Source organism: Delftia sp. S65, from assembly GCF_016516495.1.
Taxonomy (GTDB): domain Bacteria; phylum Pseudomonadota; class Gammaproteobacteria; order Burkholderiales; family Burkholderiaceae_C; genus Comamonas; species Comamonas acidovorans.
This window is the reverse complement of the sequence record NZ_JACVUR010000031.1, coordinates 44,950-62,860: the sequence shown is the minus strand read 5'-3', so window position 1 is coordinate 62,860 and position 17,911 is coordinate 44,950. Positions and strand designations below refer to the sequence as shown.

Genomic DNA, 17,911 nt, shown 5'->3' with positions numbered 1-17,911 from the left:
CTGCGGCCCGCAAAACACTGGATGCGCAACGCAGGACGCCAGATGAACATCGTTGTGATCGGCCACGGCATGGTGGGCCACAAATTTCTCGAGCAGCTGCATGCCCTGGGCGTGGCAGACGCGAACGTCACCGTGCTGTGCGAGGAGCCGCGCGCCGCCTACGACCGTGTTCACCTGTCGGAATTCTTCTCCGGCAAAAGCGCCGAGGACCTGAGCCTGGTGGCGTCCGGCTTCTTCGAGGCCAGCGGCTTCACGCTGCGCCTGGCGGCCAGGGCGGCAGCCGTGGAGCGGCGCGAGCGCACCGTGACCACGGCCGATGGCGAAGTCATCCCCTACGACCGGCTGGTGCTGGCCACAGGCTCGGCGCCCTTCGTGCCGCCCGTGCCGGGGCGCGACCGGCCGCACTGCTTTGTCTACCGCACCATCGAGGACCTGGAGGCCATGCAGGCATCGGCCGCGCGCTCCAGAACCGGCGTGGTGGTGGGCGGCGGCCTGCTGGGCCTGGAATGCGCCAAGGCCCTGCGCGACCTGGGCCTGGAGACCCATGTGGTCGAGTTCGCCCCGCGCCTGATGGCCGTGCAGGTGGACGACGGCGGCGGCCGTGTGCTGCGCAGCAAGATCGAGGACCTGGGCGTGCAGGTGCACACGGGCCGCAATACGCTGGAGATCACCGACGGCGCCACGGCGCGCCACCGCATGGTGTTTGCCGACGGCACGCACCTGGAGACCGACATGATCGTCTTCTCCGCCGGCATCCGCCCGCGCGACGAGATCGCGCGCCAGTGCGCCCTGGCCATAGGCCCGCGCGGCGGCGTGGCCGTGGACGACCATTGCCGCACCAGCGACCGCAGCGTCTACGCCATTGGCGAATGCGCCTCCTGGCGCGAGCAGACCTTCGGCCTGGTGGCACCCGGCTACGACATGGCGCGCGTGGCGGCCCGCCACATTGCGGGCGAGGCCGAGGCCGCCTTCGGCGGGGCCGATCTCAGCACCAAGCTCAAGCTCATGGGCGTGGATGTGGCCAGCATCGGCGATGCCCAGGGCAAGACGCCGCGCAGCCGCAACTACCAGTTCATCGACGAGCGCAAGCAGGTCTACAAGAAGATAGTGGTCAGCGAGGACGGCCGCCAGCTGCTGGGCGCCGTGCTGGTGGGCAATGCCGATGAGTACGGCACGCTGCTGCAGATGACGCTCAACAGCATCGCTCTGCCCGAGGAGCCCGAGTTCCTCATCCTGCCCTCCAGCGACGGCAAGGCCAAGCCCGGCCTGGGCGTGGACGCCCTGCCCGACACGGCGCAGATCTGCTCGTGCAACAACGTCACCAAGGCGCAGATCTGCGCGGCCGTGGGCGAAGGCGCCTGCACCATGGCCGAGCTCAAGTCCTGCACCCAGGCCGGCGCCACCTGCGGCGGCTGCGTGCCCCTGGCCACCCAGGTCATGAAGGCCGAGATGGCCCGGCGCGGCATGGCCGTCAACAACCATGTCTGCGAGCATTTCCCGCACTCGCGCCAGGAGCTGTACCACCTCGTGCGCGTGGGCGGCATCAAGACCTTCGACGAGCTGCTGCACCGCCATGGCAAGGGCCTGGGCTGCGATGTCTGCAAGCCGCTGGCGGCCAGCATCCTGGCCTCGTGCTGGAACGAGTTCGTGCTGCAGCCGCAGCTGGCCAGCCTGCAGGACAGCAACGACTACTACCTGGGCAACATCCAGAAGGACGGCAGCTACTCCGTGGTGCCGCGCATGCCCGGCGGCGAGGTCACGCCGGACGGCCTGATCGCCGTCGGCCAGGTGGCCAAGAAATACGGCCTGTACACCAAGCTCACGGGCGGCGCCCGCGTGGACCTGTTCGGCGCGCGCGTGGAGCAGCTGCCGCTGATCTGGGAGGAGCTGATTGCCGCCGGCTTCGAGTCCGGCCATGCCTACGGCAAATCGCTGCGCACCGTCAAAAGCTGCGTGGGCTCCACCTGGTGCCGCTACGGCGTGGACGACAGCGTGGGCCTGGCCGTGCAGCTGGAAAACCGCTACAAGGGCCTGCGCGCGCCGCACAAGATCAAGTTCGGCGTCTCGGGCTGCACGCGCGAATGCGCCGAGGCCCAGGGCAAGGACGTGGGCGTGATCGCCACCGACAAGGGCTGGAACCTCTACGTCTGCGGCAACGGCGGCATGAAGCCGCGCCATGCCGAGCTGATCGCCTCCGACCTGTCCAAGGACAGGCTGCTGCAGCTCATCGACCGCTTCCTGATGTTCTACGTGCGCACGGCCGACCGCCTGCAGCGCACCAGCACCTGGCGCGAAAACCTGGAAGGCGGCCTGGACTACCTCAAGGACGTGGTGGTCAACGACAGCCTGGGCCTGGGCGCCGAACTCGAGGCCCAGATGCAGCATGTGGTGGACACCTACCAGTGCGAGTGGAAGACCGCCGTCACCACGCCCGAAGTGCGCCAGCGCTTTCGCAGCTTCATCAACAGCGACCAGCCCGACGAGCACATCGTCTTCGTGCAGGAGCGCGGCCAGATCCGCCCGGCGCGCAGCGAAGAGCGCAGCGAGACCCTGGTCTGATCCAGGCCTGATCCCGGCCCGCATCCACACCACCGACAAGGCACCGCCATGACACACCCCGCCCAAGAACAGTGGATGCCCGTCTGCGCCACCCGTGACATCGTCCCCGACACGGGGGTCTGCGCCCTGGTCGAAGGCCGGCATGTGGCGGTCTTTCGCCTTGGCCAAGACCGCTTCTACGCCATAGACAACGTGGACCCGCGCTGCGGCGCCAGCGTGCTCGCGCGCGGCCTGGTCGGCAGCCTGGGCGAGCGCGTCGTCGTCGCCTCGCCCATCTACAAGCACCACTTCGACCTGGCCACCGGCGAATGCCTGGAGGCGCCCGAGCACTCCGTGCGCGTGCATGCGGTGCGCAATGAGAATGGGCAGTTGATGGTGGCGCTGCACTGAGATTCGTGCGGAGCACAGCCGCGCAGGAAGGTCCTGCGTGCCTAGCTTCCCACACCATCCCTGCGCCGTTGCCACGCTGCAAGACCGGCCACGCCGCCCATCAGCGCCAGCAGCGCAGGCCACCCCAGCAGCGGCACGGCCACCGGGCCGGGCTGCGGGGGAATGTAGGGTTGCATGCTCCAACTGCCTTGGGCAGGCGAAAAAGTGAATCCTGTACCACCAGCAAGCACCTGGCTGCACACATTGCCATTCAACAAGACGCATGTGGTGTCCGAATGGTCACCAGCGATGTCCCCCGAGCCTGAGGCGATATTGAAAGCGTCCACCGGCTGGCCTGGGACATGGGGTGCAGCAGGTGAAACCATCGCCAGGTTCCAGGCAGTGATATTGCCGCTGCCATCGGTAGAAACCTTGAAGCGCGGCGGATCACCGATCGAAATACCAGCCATGATCTGCGCATTGGCCTGCGTATAGGTATTCACGCCGTCGCTGAACGACCAGCTGCTGATCGGATAGGACGTTCCCGGGCCGATGACGATGTCCGTCTGGCTGGCCGGCAGGGTCGCAGGCAGGACCATCGAACCGCTGAGGCTCATGGCTGTGGTGTAAGGGGCATGGGCATCGTTGTAGTTGACGCCCGCATAGGTGTACTGGGTATCCGCCAATGCGAGGCCAAGGCCCGAGAAGGAAAGGCACACGCTGGCGGCAAGAGCTTTTATTTTCATCAACTTTTCCTTCAGATACTTAATAAAAACAATAAAACAGCCTGAATAAAGCAATTATCCAAATCTATTAACTCAAGCACAGACGCAAAAAATATATTCTGAAAATTCCAGAGATAACAATTGATTTGCTCAATAAAAAAATGCCGTCAATTAATGACTGGCAAGCGCTGATGCCTTGAGCGTTCAATACACTTTTACGTGCCTGGAAAAGTCGGGGCACATGCTTGATGCCTTTGTTGCGCCGTGATCGAAGAATCCGCACTGGCATGCAAGATGGCGCTGCATTGAGTTCAGCCACGTCCCATGCCGGCGGCGCGGCACCATCAAATCCGCCTAACAGGGCGCCCGAAAACGCCCGCCCTGCGGGCTCAGGCGTAGAAGGACAGCAACGCCAGGCACACGATGACCACGATGGCCGCCGTGATGAGCATCACCCTGAAGCCGCCGTCGCTGCTGCGCAGCAACCGCAACTCCAGCAGGGCCGCGCCCAACCGGGCCATCCAGAAACAAAGCAGTTCCACCATGGGCGCAGCATAAGCGGCCCGGCAGATCAGGTGCGGGGCGTGGAAAATGCCGGCGAGCGCCTGGGCATCGCAGGCCATCGAGATGTCGTGAAGCCCGTTACCCACAGGGAGGTTTATGGAACAGATTCGGGAACAGTCAGCTGGCAGCAGGCCAGCCACAAAGAGGAAAAGAATCCTCATGGTCTGCACCGGCAACATCTGCCGCAGCCCCACGGCCCACGGCGTGCTCGAGAAAATGGTGGCCGACGCGGGACTGGCGGGCCGCATCGAAGTGGACTCCGCAGGCACGCACGGCTACCACGTGGGCGAGGCACCCGACCGCCGCTCCCAGGCCCATGCCGCACGGCGCGGCTATGACCTCTCGCAGCAGCGCGCGCGGCAGCTGCGGGCCGAGGACTTCACGGCATTCGACCAGGTGCTGGTGATGGATGGCGCCAACGAATCTGCAGCGCGCAGGATCTGTCCCGAGTCCGAATGGCACCGCGTACAGCGGCTGACGGACTTCTGCACCGAGCACACCGCGCGCGAAGTGCCCGACCCCTACTACGGCGGCGACCGGGGTTTCGAGGACGTGCTGGACCTGGTGGAGGACGCCTGCGCGGGGCTGCTGGCCACGCTGGGCATGGCGCCGCGCAAGGGTTGACAAGCCACGGCACCGCTTGCGCATGCGAACCACGGCCAGCCTAGTGCGGGAGTCAGGATCTTCACTGCGTCCAATGCGCTGGTGTTTCTGGCCCTGGCCGGCGTTTGGCAGTTACATCGGCCTGGCCTACATGGCCTACATGGCCTATCTGGCCTATCTGGCCTTTGCCATCGCGCTGCTGTGCGACATCGCATTCAACCGGGCACGCGTGTGCACACGGGCCATCAACGGCCTTGCGTCGTCTTTTGGTTCGGCATTCGAGGTCTTGCCTTGTTGAGCCCAAGGCCCCACCTGCCCCGGCAACTGCCCCGATCACAGCAGCGGCACGGCCTCCATAGCCCTGCCCACCCGCCACCACAATCCGCCCCTTGCCCGCACGGTTGGCCGCGTGGGCACCGAAGGTGCGCGCATGCTGCTGCAATGGATGCGCGCAGAGGCCGGGGAATCGCCAAGCCTGGATCTGGGTCATGAGCTGGTGGTGCGACAGAGCAATTGACTGGCGGATGCCTGGATATCCATTCGCATATTGAGATAGAGTTCGGCGGCTTGGCCATTCCCGCCCAAGCCCCTCTTCTCCACTGCGCCTGCGCAATGGAGATTTTTCATTTCAATCCATCTTCAAAGAACATGAACACCATTGCATTGGGAGGACGCCTGCGGCCGCAAGGCGCAATCCGGACTCGCCGGATCATGGCCGCCTTTCTGGCTGCGAGCGCTGTACTGTGTGTGCCGAACGTAGCATCGGCGGCCGAGAACGATGCACTATCTGCCTCTCTGGCTGCATTCGGTGATGCCGCTGCGGCAAGACGCCTGGAGGACCAGATCGCGGATCTTGTGAAAAAGCGCAATCAGGCGGGCATGACCAAGCTGGTGGGGCAGATCGCGCAGGACGACGGGGCTTTCATGGAAAAGATGGACAGCCTGACGCAGGCCAAAAATCGGGTTCCTGATCCTGAAATGGCCAGGATTGCCATGGCCCTGGGCCCTTGCCACCATGCCGGTTTTCTTCTCAGGAAAATGGCCTTCGCCCTTGTCGATGGTCAGGCAAAGCCCATCATTCGCAATGGGGTGATCATGATTGACGGCACGCACATGGACGATATGTATGCTGAGCAAATGTCGCGCTGTGAAAGGCTGGCCAAGCAGCCCATGCGGAAAATCAAGATAGGCTCCATGTGCTCCGTCAATGGCTCGGGCTGCGACGAGGATCCGGATATGGATTGAAAAGGCCGAGCGCTGAAAAACGAATGCAAGAAAAGAAAAGGCCGGGTCTGCCGCCCGGCCTTTGGTAACCGGCCCGGCGGTGACTTTTGGTTCGGCACTCAAGGCCTTGCCTTGTTGAGCCCACGGCCCCACCTGCCCCGGCAACTGCCCCGATCACAGCGGCGGCATAGCCCCAAAATCCCTACCCGCCCGCCAGCACAATCCGCCCCTTGCCCGCACGCTTGGCCGCGTACATGGCCTCGTCGGCGCGCTGCAGAAGCTGGGTGGCATCTTCCCGGGAGGCATTGAGGGCGATGCCCATGCTGGCGCCGACCTGCACGGTGGCGCCGCTGTGCAGGCGGATGGGCTGGCGAATGGAGGCCAGGCAGCGCTGCATGATCTGCCGGGCGTCGTCGGCCGAGGCCAGTTCGTCCAGCAGCAGCACGAATTCGTCTCCGCCCAGGCGGGCGACGCAGTCGGTTTCGCGGGCCTGGGTGGTGAGGCGGCGGGCGATGATGCGCAGCACTTCATCGCCGGCGTCGTGGCCTTCGGTGTCGTTGACTTGCTTGAAGCCGTCCAGGTCCATGAAGCAGACGGCCAGCTGGCCGGGGCCGCTGGCCTGGGCCAGCGCGCGCTGCAGCCGCGCCTGCAGCGCGCGGCGGTTGGCCAGGCCGGTCAGCACGTCGTGCAATGCCTGGTGCTGGGCCGCTTGCTCGCCGCGCTTGAGCGCGTCGATGTCCACGAAGACCCATATCGATTCGCCATCGGCCAGGCCTGCGCCGCTGACATCGACCCAGAGCAGGCTGCCATCGCTGGTCTGCAGCTGCATCTGGGCGTGGCATTTGCCGCTGGAGCGCAGTGCGCCATAGGCCAGTTCGCCGGAGCGTTCGTAGGTTTCCTCGTCCGGGTAGAGGATGCGCGCCGAGTGGTCCAGCAGCTCGCCGGCCGAGCGCTTGAGCATGCGCTGCAGGGCCTGGTTGGTCCACAGCAGCCGGCGCTCGCGCAGGCGGGCGATGCCGATGAGGTCGTTGTCCATGAACAGTTCCTGCTGGCGCAGCAGCTCGGCGAGCCGGATGCGCGCCACGCGTTCGCGCTGCTGCAGCAGATAGAGGCTGACCGAGCCCAGCGCGATCAGCGCGATGCTCAGGCCCGTGAGCGCCCAGGCACGCCAGGCCGATGCACGCCACCCCGCCAGGTAGCTTTCCGTGCCCAGGCCGGTGAAGACGGTCAGCGGATAGCCCGCCAGGCGCTGGTAGGCCGTGATGCGCTCCACGCCATCGAGCAGCGTGGGCGTGATGTACCAGCCAAGCTCCCGGTCATCGGCCAGGGCCCGGTGGTACTCGCCCGAGACTTCCGAGCCGCCGATGCCGGCCATGGGCTGGGGATCGCCTGCCGCGTAGCGGGCCACCAGCAGATCCTTGTCCGAACGCAGTGCAATGGCGCTGTCGGGCCCGAAGGCCTGGCGGCGGAACAGCGACTGGAAATGCTCGGCCGCGACGACCGCATAGACAATGCCCTGGAAATCCCCGTCGCCGGATTGCAGCCGCCGCGCCAGCACGATGGCCCATTTCTTGAAGGAGTGGCTGACCAGCGGGTCGGAGACCACCATGCGGTCGGTGTTGCGCGCCCGGTCGAAGTAGCCTCGCTCGGCCACGGAAAATGCCGGCTCCTCCTCGTTCGCACTCTGCAGGACCTGGCCATTGGCGTCGGTGACGCGCAGCGCCGTGACGAAGGGAACGAGGGCGCGCTGCTCCTGCAGGATTTCATAGAGGGCCAGCGCCGCCACGTCCGCGCCTTCCAGACTCCGGCTGCGGTAGCGGCCCGCGACGGTGGCCAGGGCGTTGTCCACCAGCCGCATCTCGGCGTTCAGCTCCAGGCTCAGGCTGCGGGCCTGGTTCCGGGTGACGGCCACGCCCAGGTCCAGGTCGGCCTGGTGGTTGGCGCGCAGGCTCAACCAGGTGGCCAGGCCCAGCAGGCCGGCCACCAGCAGGTTGCCGAGCACCAGGCGCAAGAGCACCTTGTCGGAAAGAAGCCTCTTCATGGCGCCAGGTGTCCCTTTCCTACTTGCTGGATGGGCATCGGGGTGGATGGACCGGCCCATTTTTAGCACAAGGCAGGAGCACTCCATGCCAGGTCGCACGCCATGGCAGCGGCGCCTTTCGGCGCTGCGCCCGCCCCCCTCAGGGCATGCGCCAGCTCAGGCCCGCGTACACGGCCCGGCCATCTCCGGGAAAGTAATAGGCACCGTCCACGCCGCGCACATTGGCCTGTACGGCCGTGGTCGCGGCATAGCGCCGGTCGGTCAGGTTGCGGCCTTCGACGAACCAGCTCCAGCCATCGCCCAGCGCCCCGCTCAAGCGCAGGTTGAGCAGGGCATAGCCATCGGAGGCCACGGTGTTGGCATGGTCCACCCAGGTGCGCGAGGGCAGCCACTCCAGGCCGGGCGCGACCGTGACCTGCTGCGTGGCCTTCCACTGCAGCTCGGCCCGCAACAGGTGCGGTGGAATGCCGGCCAGGCGGCGGCGGCCGTAGACGGCGTCGTTGTCAAAGCGCAGGTCGCTGTAGAGGTACTGGGTGCGCAGCGACCAGCGCGGCGCAAGCCGTGCCTGCATGGACAGCTCCAGCCCCTGGTGGATGGTGCGGTCGGCATTGGTGGTGCCCAGGGCCGCGCCGCTGGCGTCGGTCAGCGCCAGCAGTTCGCGGCGCACGCGCGAGTGGTAGATGGCGGCGTCCCAGGCCAAGGCCTCGCCGTGGCCGCGCCAGCCGGCCTCCACCGTGGTTGCGCTTTGCGCGCGCCCCAGCGGCAGCGAAGGCTGGTAGACCAGCTCGCCAATGGGCGGAGCCTCGAAGCTGCCGCTGATGTTGGCGTACCACTGCGACGTGGGCGTGGCCGCGAACAGCAGGCCCAGCTTGGGCGAGGTGTGGCTGAAATCCACGTCGTAGCTGGAGGCGGGCGCCAGCAGATTGTCCTGGCGGCGCTGGGCGCGCACGAACTGCAGGCCGGCCTGCAGCGTCCAGCGGGTGCTCAGGCCATGGCTGTATTCGCCATAGACCACGTCCTGCTGCGCCTTCACGCGCGTGCGCCCCGTGGACGTGCCGGCCGCGCCGCCCGCATTGGTGTAGCGCCATTCATCGCCATCGAGCTGCGCGCTGGAAAAGCCCAGCACCAGCCTGCGCGTGAGGCCGCCGCCCTGCCCCAGCTCGGCCACCAGGCGCGAGTCCAGGCCCGTGTCGCGCATGTCCTGCTGGACGATGCCCATGGTCATGGGGTGGAAGCGGTCGCGCTGCGCGGCGAACAGCGAGGTGGTCCAGCGCAGGCCTTCGCGCGGCTGCCAGTCCATGCGCAGGGCGCCGCGCGTCTGGCGGTAGTTGTTGCCGGCGTCCTGCGCCACATAGCCGGGCGCGGCCTGGCGCGGATTGGCCAGCATGGCCGCGCGCGTGAGGCTTCCGGGCATCTGCATGTCGGCATCCACATGGGACAGGAAGGCGCGCAGCTCCAGCGTATCGGTGAGCTGCAGGCCCACATTGCCGGACAGGCGCTGCGTGCGCCAGGCCGACTGTTCGCGCCAGCCGTCCTGCTCGCTGCGGCCGATGTTCAGAAGGCCATCCACCCGCTCGCCACGGCCCGCCAGCTGGGCCTGTGCCTGCCGCTGGCCGAACGATCCGGCCTGCAGCCGCAGCGATGCGGCAGGCGCCGTCAACCCGGTCGGCGAGACAAAGTTGATCGCGCCGCCCAGGCTGCTGGCGCCGTACTCCAGCGCATTGGCGCCACGCCAGACCTCGACATGCTGAGCCGCCATGGGGTCGATGGACTGGAAGTCCGCCGCGCCATCGGCCTGGTTCAGCGGTATGCCGTCCTGGTACAGCTGTATGCCGCGCATCAGGTAGCCGCGCTGCACGCCCGAGCCGCGGATGGACAGCCGCGTCTCCGGGCCGTGGCGCGTCTGTGCGAGCACGCCGGGCGCGTAGGCCAGTGCATCGGCGGCGGTGCTGGCACGCCCGGCCGCGTAGCTGGCTGCATCGATGACGGCCGTGCCGCCTGCGCGCTGCGACAGCTCATCGCGCGCAGCCTGCACGGCCTGGGCGGCGCGGGCCTCGGGCGTGGCGGCGGCGCCGCGGGCGCGCACCTCCACATCCGCAAGAACAGGTTCTGCCTGGGCCAGGGCGGAGGATGCCGCGCAAAGGCCTGCGGCGCCGGCCAGAGAAAGTGCAAAGCTCTTCATGCCGCCCCCAGGATCTGGCGCAGATCGGCCGCGCAGTCCTGCGCGTCCTGCTCATGGCGGAACGCCACGCGCAGCCGGCCCTCGGGATCGAAGACATAGGTGATGGCCGAGTGGTCCATGGTGTAGGACGCCCCCGTGGGCACCTTCTTGTAGAAGACCTTGAATTCCCTGGCGACCTCGGCCGTCTGCGCCTCGTCGCCGCGCAGCGCGACAAAGCCGGGGTCGAAGGCACCCACATAGGCCTTGAGCACCTGGGCCGTATCGCGCTCGGGATCGATGGTGATGAAGGCCACGGCCAGGCGGGCACCGTCGGCGCCCAGAAGCTCGCGTATTTCCAACGCGCGCGCCAGCGCCGTGGGGCAGACATCGGGGCATTGGGTGAAGCCGAAAAAGACCATCAAGGCCTGGCCCTTGAAGTCGGCCAGCGTGCGCTCGCGCCCATCGGCATCGCGCAGGCGGAAGTCCCGGCCGTACTGCGCGCCGGTCAGGTCGATGCCCTTGAACGGCACGGTGGCGGGCTTGCAGCCGGCCAGCAGCGCCAGTGCGGCCAGGCCGCCGCCAAGGCAGGCACGGCGAGACAGGGCAACGCAAGCAACGGATGGGAGGGTCGAAGAAGAATCGGCGGCGCGCTGCGGCGCCGCATGGCAATCGGAACGGAACATGGCATCCCTGCGTGGAATCTTGGCGAAGCCGCACCGCCAAGGCTGCGCCCGGCCGGTGCGGCAATGTTCTGAGACAGGCCAGCGGCCAGACAGCGCGGGACAGCGCTGCACAGCAGCCGAGGGCTCAGGCGATCAGCAGCGGCAAGGGAGGCCCGCGCGGCGGCAGCGGCGCGCCGACCAGGGAGGCAATGCGGGCAGAGACGATGGGCTGCAGCGCGCGGCCCAGCGGCTGCGGTTGCGCCCAGGAGGGGGAGACATGCGCGGGCGGCGGCGTCACCGCCAGGCACAGCGGGCAGTCCAGCGAATGCTGGGCCGACACCGCCTGCCCTTCTTCACCGTTGACCACGACCAGCTTGACGCTGCCGCCAGCCGTGCAGACCAGCTCCATGGCCTGCGGGTGCACCAGGGGCGATGCAATGGCCAGGCCCAGCGTCAACGCGAACCACGCCATGACCAGGCGGGCCAGTGAGACGGAGTTGCGCAGGGCGTGCATGGCTGGGGATTATGGGGCTGAGCTGCCGGATATGCGTGGTATCCGTAGCCGCCTGCCCGCATGGGCCATCCCATAATCGCCTTTTCCCCAAGCAGTGACCGCCATGTCGAAACTCCATGTTGTGCAGCAGGGCCAAGGCCCGGCCCTCGTTCTGAGCCACGCGCTCGGTTGTGACCTCCAGATGTGGGACGGCGTTGCCCAGGCGCTGGAAGACCGCTTCACCGTGGTGCGCTACGACCACCGGGGCCACGGCCGCTCGCCCGCCATCGGCGAGGCTTTCGACATGAACGACCTGGCAGACGACGCAGCCGGCGTGATCGAGGCGCTGGGCCAGGGGCCGGTGCACTTCGTGGGCCTGTCCATGGGCGGCATGACGGCCCAGGCCCTGGCCGTGCGCCATCCGGCGCTGGTGCGCAGCATCACCATCGCCAATTCGGCCAGCTACTACGACGAGGCCGCGCGCGCAGGCTGGCAGGCGCGCATTGCCACCGTGCACGACCAGGGCGTGGCGGTGATTGCCGACGGCGCCATGCAGCGCTGGTTCACCCCCGAGTTCCGCACCGGGCAGGCGGCCCGCGTGGCCTCCTTGCGCGCAGGGCTGGAGGCTTTGGCGGCCAAGCCCTATGCGGCCGCCTGTGCGGCCGTGGGCGGCATCGATTTTCGCGAGAGCAATCGGCGCATCGCCTGCCCCGCACTGCTCATTGCGGGCAGTCGCGATGAGGCCACGCCGCCTGCCCTGTCCGAGGACATGCAGGCGCAGATTCCGGGCGCGCAGCTGGTGTCGCTGCCCGCCGCGCATTTGAGTGCCGTGGAAATGCCCGTGGAGTTTGCGCAGTTGGTGAGCGACTTTGTCGCGCAGGTCCGCTAGATCTGCAGTCCCAGCCGGGCGGGATGGGGACTGAGCGAAGTCGCTATCGCGGAGGGCATCACGGCCGTCGACATCACGGCCGACAGATCAACTCCGCCACGTCCATCAGCAGGGCTTCATCGATCTGCTCGCACAGGTCCACCGCCAGCCTGCGCCGGTAGAACACGCCCAGGTCCAGCCCCACGCCCAGCGCGCGGATCTGCACGTCGCCCGCGCGCTCGTGCCGGGCGATGACCTGGCGCAGGTGCTGGTCCAGGTAGTGCTCGTCGTTGGCCTGGTGCGTGGCCGTGTCCATGGGGCAGCCGTCCGAGATGACGAGCAGGATGCGGCGCTGCGCGGGCCGCGCCAGCAGCCGCTCGCAGGCCCATTCCACGGCCTCGCCGTCCACGCCCTCGCGAAAGAGGTCGGGCCTGCGCAGCGCGGCAATGCCGTGGCGGGCGTGGCGCCAGGGTTTGGCGGCGTCCTTGAAGACGATGTGCAGCCGCTCGTTGAGCCGGCCCGGGATGTGGGGCTGGCCCGCGCGCTGCCAGTCGCGGCGGGCGCGGCCGCCGTTCCAGGCCTGGGTGGAAAAGCCCAGCACGTCCACCGGCACGCCGGCCATGGACAGCGCGCGGCCCAGCAGGTCCACCAGCAGGGACAGCGGGCGCGCATGCGCCTTCATCGAGCCCGAGCAGTCCAGCAGGAGGGCCACGGCCGCATCGCTGACGGGGCGCGGCAGCTCGTTCCTGAAGATGGCGCGCTGCTGCGGATCGCTGACCAGTTGCGCCAGCCGGCTTGCATCCAGGTGTCCATCCTCCAGGCCGAACTGCCAGCCGTCGTGGCGCGGCACGGCCAGGCGCTGCTGCAGGTGGCGGGCCAGCCGGCCCGCGTGCAAGCCGCTGCGCGCCAGTTCGTCATCCATCTGCTCGCGGAACTCGGCCAGTTGCGCTGCGCGGATCAGCTCGGCGGCCTGCGCCTCGCGGTCATAGGCGCGCGTGAACACGCGGTAGCTGTGGGCCGAGCCGGCCCAGGCACGGCTGTCGCCGCTGAGCGCCACGGGCGGCGCATCCAGGCTTTGCGATTCAAAGTGCAGCGGCAGCGCGAAGCTGCCCCGCCGGCGCGGCCCGCCAGCGCCGCGCGGCGCCTCTTCCTGGGCTGACCGCACGGCCTGGCCCACCCAGCGGCTGATGGCCAGGGCCGGCGCAATGAAGGCCTGCTGGTCCTGCCGGTGGCGGCGCAGCAGGGCCCACTGCGCGCCCAGTTGCGCCGACAGGCCAGCGCGCGTGGCCTCGGCCAGGTCGGCCAGGGCATCGGGCGGCTCATGTCCGCTCAGGCGGCTCCAGGCGGTCAGCGCCACGGTGAACAGCAGGATACCCAGGCTGCTTTCGGTCAGGCCCGAATCGGCAAAGGCCTGGCTCCAGTGCACAAAGCGCGCATGCAGGTTGGCGCGTGCGCCGGGCCATTCCTCGGGCGCCAGGCTTTCCACGCGCAACTGCTCCAGCAGTTCGAACACCAGCCGCTCCACCGGGTCGCCGGGCAGGTGGCGCGCGTGCAGCGCGGCATCGCTCAGGCGCAGGCGCAGGCTGGCGCCGTCGAGCAGGCCGCGCTGGTCGGCCAATCGGGCCGGCACATCGGATTGGTGGGCCGCTGCCAGCACCACGGGCGCCGTGCCCCGGTACAGCGTCTGCCCGCTCCATTGCAGCGAGGCATCGCCCGCCATGGCGCGCAGCAGCGCGCCGCCCCAGGCCTCCATGCGCGCCAGCGAGGGGGATGCCTCAGCAGGCATGGGCGGGCTCGTCGCGCAGCGCCAGTTCCTGGCCGAAGCAGCGCTGGAAATACTCGGCCACGATGGCCCGCTCGGCCGGCTCGCACTTGTTGAGGAAGGACAGCTCGAAGGCCAGCCGCAGGTCGTGGAAGATCTGCGCGTTCTCGGCCCAGGTGATGACGGTGCGCGGCGACATCAGCAGCGACAGGTCGCCCACCGCAAATCCCTTGCGCGTGAGCGCGGCCAGCGCCACCATGGCGGCCACCTGCTCGCGCCCCTGCGGCGTGGCCAACTGCGGCACGCGCGCCAGCACGATGGCGGCCTCCTCGGCCGGTGCCAGGTAGTCCAGGCTGGTGACCAGGTTCCAGCGGTCGAGCTGGGCGTGGTTGAGCATCTGCGTGCCGTGGTACAGGCCGCTGAGGTTGCCCTGGCCCAGGGTGTTCATGGTGGCGAAGAGGCGGAACTGCGCATGCGGCTGGAGCACGCGCTTTTGGTCCAGCAGGGTGAAGCTGCCCTCGCGTTCGAGCACGCGCTGGATGACGAACATCACGTCGGGCCGGCCCGCGTCGTATTCATCGAAGACCAGGGCCACGGGCCGCTGCAGTGCCCAGGGCAGGATGCCTTCCTGGAACTGCGTGACCTGGCGGCCCTCCTGCAGCACGATGGCGTCCTTGCCCACCAGGTCCAGCCGGCTGATGTGGCCGTCGAGGTTGACGCGCACGCAGGGCCAGTTCAGCCGCGCCGCCACCTGCTCGATGTGGGTGGACTTGCCCGTGCCGTGCAGCCCCTGGATGACCACGCGCCGGTTGTGCGCAAAGCCGGCCAGGATGGCCAGCGTGGCCTGCGGGTTGAAGCGGTAGGCCGGGTCCACGGCAGGCACATGCTCGCTGCGTTCGGCAAAGGCCGGCACCTGCATGTCGGTGTCCAGGCCGAAGGTCTCGCGCACGCCAAGTGTGCGCGTGGGATGCATCAGGGTCAGCTCAGTCATCGTCAGGGGCTCCCGGGGGGACTTCGTCGTTGATGCGCGCAATCGCCTCGGCCGCCGCGCGCAGTTGGGGAAGAAAGGACAGCGCCCGCTCGCGCGTGAAACGCATGATGGGCGCCTGCACGGCCAGCCCCATGTTCGAGGGGCCGCCCTGGATGGAGGGCACGAGCACGCCCAGGCACAGCAGGCCGGGCAGGAACTCCTCGTTGTCGAAGGCATGGCCCTGGGCGCGCACCTGGTCCAGTTCGGCGTCCAGCGCGTCGAAGGCCGTCAGCGTGTTGGCCGTGAAGCCTTCCAGCGGCACGGCCGACAGCAGCCGCCTGCGCTGCGCGGGCGCCATCTGGCTCAGGAACAGCTTGCCCGTGGCCGAGCAATGGGCCGGCACGCGCGAGCCCGGGTGCAGATAAAAGCGCAGCGGCGCGGGCGTTTCCACGCGGTCCAGGTAGAGCACCTCGCTGCCCGAGAAGGCGGTGATGTTGCAGCTCTCGCCGATGTCGCGCACCAGCTGGGCCAGCACCGCGTGGCGCGCGCCATGCGTGGTGTTGTTGAGCAGCACGCTCTCGGCCAGCCGCATCAGGCGCCGGCCTGTGCCGTAGTGCCGGCCATTGCCCTCGCGCTGCAGGATGCCCGCGCCTTCGAGCTGCTGGAGCATGCGGTGCATGGTGGGCTTGGGCAGGCCTGTCTCCTCGACCATGGTCTGCAGCGTGAAGGGCTCGTTCTTCTGGGCAATGGCCTCCAGCAGGGCGAACAGCCGCAGGTTGGGCGTGTCGCCATCGATACGGGCAGGGATGGGGTCACGGGTGTTCATGGTGTTGGTCATCATATGTTTTTCAATTTTTCGAGTCAATTTGTTCCGAAAAAAGAAATTTGTTTGACATCCAGGCGAAGTCAGTCCTAGACTTGCGCCGTAATTTCTTTTTTCGGAACATTAAGTTCCATTTTCAAGGAGACAACATGACTGCAGCCAACAATCGTACGGTGGTCGAAGGCGTCCAGAAGATGACCCCTTCCGAAGCCTTTGTGGAGACCTGCGTTGCCAACGGCGTCACGGAGATGTTCGGCATCATGGGCTCGGCCTTCATGGATGCCATGGACATCTTCGCGCCCGCCGGCATCCGCCTGATCCCCGTGGTGCACGAGCAGGGCGCGGCCCACATGGCCGACGGCTATGCGCGCGTCTCGGGCCGCCACGGCGTGGTGATCGGCCAGAACGGCCCCGGCATCAGCAACTGCGTGACCGCCATCGCCGCCGCCTACTGGGCCCACAGCCCCGTGGTCATGATCACGCCCGAGACCGGCACCATGGGCATGGGCCTGGGGGGCTTCCAGGAAGCCAACCAGCTGCCCATGTTCCAGGAGTTCACCAAGTACCAGGGCCATGTCTGCAACCCCAAGCGCATGGCCGAGTTCACGGCCCGCTGCTTTGACCGCGCCATCTCCGAGATGGGCCCCACACAGCTGAACATTCCGCGCGACTATTTCTACGGCGAAGTGCAGTGCGAAATCCCCAAGCCCATGCGCGTGGAGCGCGGCTCGGGCGGCGAAAACAGCCTGCAGGCCGCCACGGAACTGCTGGCCACGGCCAAGTTCCCCGTGATCCTGGCCGGCGGCGGCGTGGTCATGGGCGATGCGGTCGAGGAATGCAGGCAGCTGGCCGAGCGCCTGGGCGCACCCGTGGTCACGGGCTATCTGCGCAATGACGCCTTCCCCGCCAAGCACCCGCTGTGGGCCGGCCCGCTCGGCTACCAGGGCTCCAAGGCCGCGATGAAGCTCATCGCCCAGGCCGACGTGGTGATCGCGCTGGGCTCGCGCATGGGCCCCTTCGGCACCCTGCCCCAGCACGGCATGGACTACTGGCCCAAGAACGCCAAGATCATCCAGGTCGAGGCCGACCACACCAACCTGGGCCTGGTCAAGAAGATCTCGGTCGGCATCCACGGCGACGCCAAGGCCGTGGCACGCGAGCTGGGCCGCCGCCTGCAGGGCCAGACCCTGGCCTGCGACGCCACCAAGGCCGCGCGCGCCGACACCATCGCCACCGAGAAGGCGGCCTGGGAGAAGGAGCTGGACGAGTGGACGCATGAGCGCGACCCCTACAGCCTGGACATGATCGAAGAGGCCAAGGGCGAGCGCACGCCCACGGGCGGCCAGTACCTGCACCCGCGCCAGGTGCTGCGCGAGCTGGAAAAGGCCATGCCGCCGCGCGTGATGGTCTCCACCGACATCGGCAACATCAACTCCGTGGCCAACAGCTACCTGCGCTTCGACGAGCCGCGCAGCTTCTTCGCGCCCATGAGCTTCGGCAACTGCGGCTATGCCCTGCCCACCATCATCGGAGCCAAGTGCGCGGCGCCCGACCGGCCGGCCATCGCCTACGCCGGCGACGGCGCCTGGGGCATGAGCATGGTGGAGATCATGACCGCCGTGCGCCATGACATTCCCGTCACGGCCGTGGTCTTCCACAACCGCCAGTGGGGCGCGGAAAAGAAGAACCAGGTGGACTTCTACAACCGCCGCTTCGTGGCCGGCGAGCTGGAAAGCGAAAGCTTCGCGGCGATTGCCAGCGCCATGGGCGCCGAGAGCATCGTGGTCGACCAGATCGAGGACGTGGGCCCGGCGCTGCAAAAGGCCATCGACCTGCAGATGAACCACGGCAAGACCTGCGTGATCGAGGTGATGTGCACGCGCGAACTGGGCGACCCGTTCCGCCGCGATGCGCTGGCCAAGCCCGTGCGCTTCCTCGAAAAGTACAAAGATTTCGTCTGAAGCTGTCTGACACCCCCTGAGGCGCTGCGCGCCTTCCCCCTGAAAGGGGGACGACAGCCTCGCGGCGGGGCGGCCCTTGCTCGCTGTCTCGCGCCTGGGCCGCGCCGGTTGCGCAGGCTGCGCTTA

At 67.8% G+C, this 17,911-nt stretch carries 16 protein-coding genes; 7 read left to right on the top strand and 9 right to left on the bottom strand.

Annotation, left to right across the window (positions count from 1 at the left end; translation table 11 throughout):
* Nucleotides 1–42 precede the first annotated feature (42 nt).
* Entirely contained in the window at nucleotides 43–2,559 is a 2,517-nt protein-coding gene (nirB, locus tag IAE24_RS21555; protein WP_199958994.1) for a nitrite reductase large subunit NirB, read from the top strand.
* A gap of 48 nt (nucleotides 2,560–2,607) precedes the next feature.
* Nucleotides 2,608–2,949, top strand: a complete 342-nt coding sequence (gene nirD, locus IAE24_RS21550) for a nitrite reductase small subunit NirD (RefSeq protein ID WP_180317851.1) — start codon at nucleotides 2,608–2,610, stop codon at nucleotides 2,947–2,949.
* A gap of 41 nt (nucleotides 2,950–2,990) precedes the next feature.
* On the opposite strand, the gene IAE24_RS21545 is transcribed toward nirD, so the two are convergent.
* Nucleotides 2,991–3,728 carry a hypothetical protein gene (locus tag IAE24_RS21545; protein ID WP_233626096.1) on the bottom strand — a complete coding sequence of 246 codons (738 nt, stop codon included), beginning with the start codon at nucleotides 3,726–3,728 and terminating at the stop codon, nucleotides 2,991–2,993.
* 314 nt (nucleotides 3,729–4,042) lie between these two features.
* Nucleotides 4,043–4,378 (bottom strand): hypothetical protein, encoded by a 336-nt coding sequence (locus IAE24_RS21540; RefSeq protein ID WP_233626095.1) that lies wholly within the window; start codon nucleotides 4,376–4,378, stop codon nucleotides 4,043–4,045.
* Here IAE24_RS21540 and IAE24_RS21535 point away from each other — a divergent pair.
* The 3 genes from IAE24_RS21535 (at nucleotide 4,314) to IAE24_RS30355 (ending at nucleotide 6,065) form a co-directional block, all read left to right on the top strand.
* Nucleotides 4,314–4,841 (top strand): low molecular weight protein-tyrosine-phosphatase, encoded by a 528-nt coding sequence (locus tag IAE24_RS21535; protein WP_442778723.1) that lies wholly within the window; start codon nucleotides 4,314–4,316, stop codon nucleotides 4,839–4,841. The two genes, IAE24_RS21540 and IAE24_RS21535, sit on opposite strands and share 65 nt — an antisense overlap.
* A gap of 139 nt (nucleotides 4,842–4,980) precedes the next feature.
* Nucleotides 4,981–5,118 carry a hypothetical protein gene (locus IAE24_RS30360; protein WP_233626094.1) on the top strand — a complete coding sequence of 46 codons (138 nt, stop codon included), beginning with the start codon at nucleotides 4,981–4,983 and terminating at the stop codon, nucleotides 5,116–5,118.
* Between the two features lie 269 nt (nucleotides 5,119–5,387).
* Nucleotides 5,388–6,065, top strand: a complete 678-nt coding sequence (locus tag IAE24_RS30355; protein ID WP_233630784.1) for a hypothetical protein — start codon at nucleotides 5,388–5,390, stop codon at nucleotides 6,063–6,065.
* 181 nt (nucleotides 6,066–6,246) lie between these two features.
* On the opposite strand, the gene IAE24_RS21520 is transcribed toward IAE24_RS30355, so the two are convergent.
* From IAE24_RS21520 to IAE24_RS21505, 4 genes are all read right to left on the bottom strand, one after another.
* A complete protein-coding gene (locus IAE24_RS21520; protein ID WP_199958992.1) occupies nucleotides 6,247–8,085 on the bottom strand; it encodes a sensor domain-containing diguanylate cyclase in 1,839 nt (612 codons plus the stop codon).
* Nucleotides 8,086–8,224: 139 nt separating this feature from the next.
* On the bottom strand, nucleotides 8,225–10,267 hold the full coding sequence (locus tag IAE24_RS21515) for a TonB-dependent receptor family protein (RefSeq protein ID WP_199958984.1): 2,043 nt from the start codon (nucleotides 10,265–10,267) through the stop codon (nucleotides 8,225–8,227).
* Nucleotides 10,264–10,929 carry an SCO family protein gene (locus IAE24_RS21510; protein WP_199958977.1) on the bottom strand — a complete coding sequence of 222 codons (666 nt, stop codon included), beginning with the start codon at nucleotides 10,927–10,929 and terminating at the stop codon, nucleotides 10,264–10,266. The genes IAE24_RS21515 and IAE24_RS21510 overlap by 4 nt, the downstream gene beginning before the upstream one ends.
* Nucleotides 10,930–11,053: 124 nt before the next feature.
* Nucleotides 11,054–11,422, bottom strand: coding sequence for a DUF2946 family protein (locus IAE24_RS21505; RefSeq protein ID WP_199958975.1), 369 nt, complete (start codon nucleotides 11,420–11,422; stop codon nucleotides 11,054–11,056).
* A 103-nt stretch (nucleotides 11,423–11,525) separates the two neighbouring features.
* On the opposite strand from IAE24_RS21505, the gene IAE24_RS21500 reads away from it, so the two are divergent.
* On the top strand, nucleotides 11,526–12,290 hold the full coding sequence (locus IAE24_RS21500) for an alpha/beta fold hydrolase (RefSeq protein ID WP_063327009.1): 765 nt from the start codon (nucleotides 11,526–11,528) through the stop codon (nucleotides 12,288–12,290).
* Between the two features lie 73 nt (nucleotides 12,291–12,363).
* On the opposite strand, the gene IAE24_RS21495 is transcribed toward IAE24_RS21500, so the two are convergent.
* The 3 genes from IAE24_RS21495 to IAE24_RS21485 are packed head-to-tail and all read right to left on the bottom strand — an operon-like array spanning nucleotide 12,364 to nucleotide 15,842.
* A complete protein-coding gene (locus tag IAE24_RS21495) occupies nucleotides 12,364–14,055 on the bottom strand; it encodes a cobaltochelatase CobT-related protein (protein WP_199958973.1) in 1,692 nt (563 codons plus the stop codon).
* The gene (locus tag IAE24_RS21490; RefSeq protein WP_013803829.1) at nucleotides 14,045–15,022 is read right to left on the bottom strand and encodes an AAA family ATPase; all 978 of its coding nucleotides are present in this window, start codon (nucleotides 15,020–15,022) and stop codon (nucleotides 14,045–14,047) included. The genes IAE24_RS21495 and IAE24_RS21490 overlap by 11 nt, the downstream gene beginning before the upstream one ends.
* Nucleotides 15,015–15,842 (bottom strand): IclR family transcriptional regulator, encoded by an 828-nt coding sequence (locus IAE24_RS21485; RefSeq protein WP_012203918.1) that lies wholly within the window; start codon nucleotides 15,840–15,842, stop codon nucleotides 15,015–15,017. The genes IAE24_RS21490 and IAE24_RS21485 overlap by 8 nt, the downstream gene beginning before the upstream one ends.
* A 131-nt stretch (nucleotides 15,843–15,973) precedes the next feature.
* On the opposite strand from IAE24_RS21485, the gene xsc reads away from it, so the two are divergent.
* Nucleotides 15,974–17,785 (top strand): sulfoacetaldehyde acetyltransferase, encoded by a 1,812-nt coding sequence (xsc, locus tag IAE24_RS21480; protein WP_065346922.1) that lies wholly within the window; start codon nucleotides 15,974–15,976, stop codon nucleotides 17,783–17,785.
* Nucleotides 17,786–17,911 lie beyond the last annotated feature (126 nt).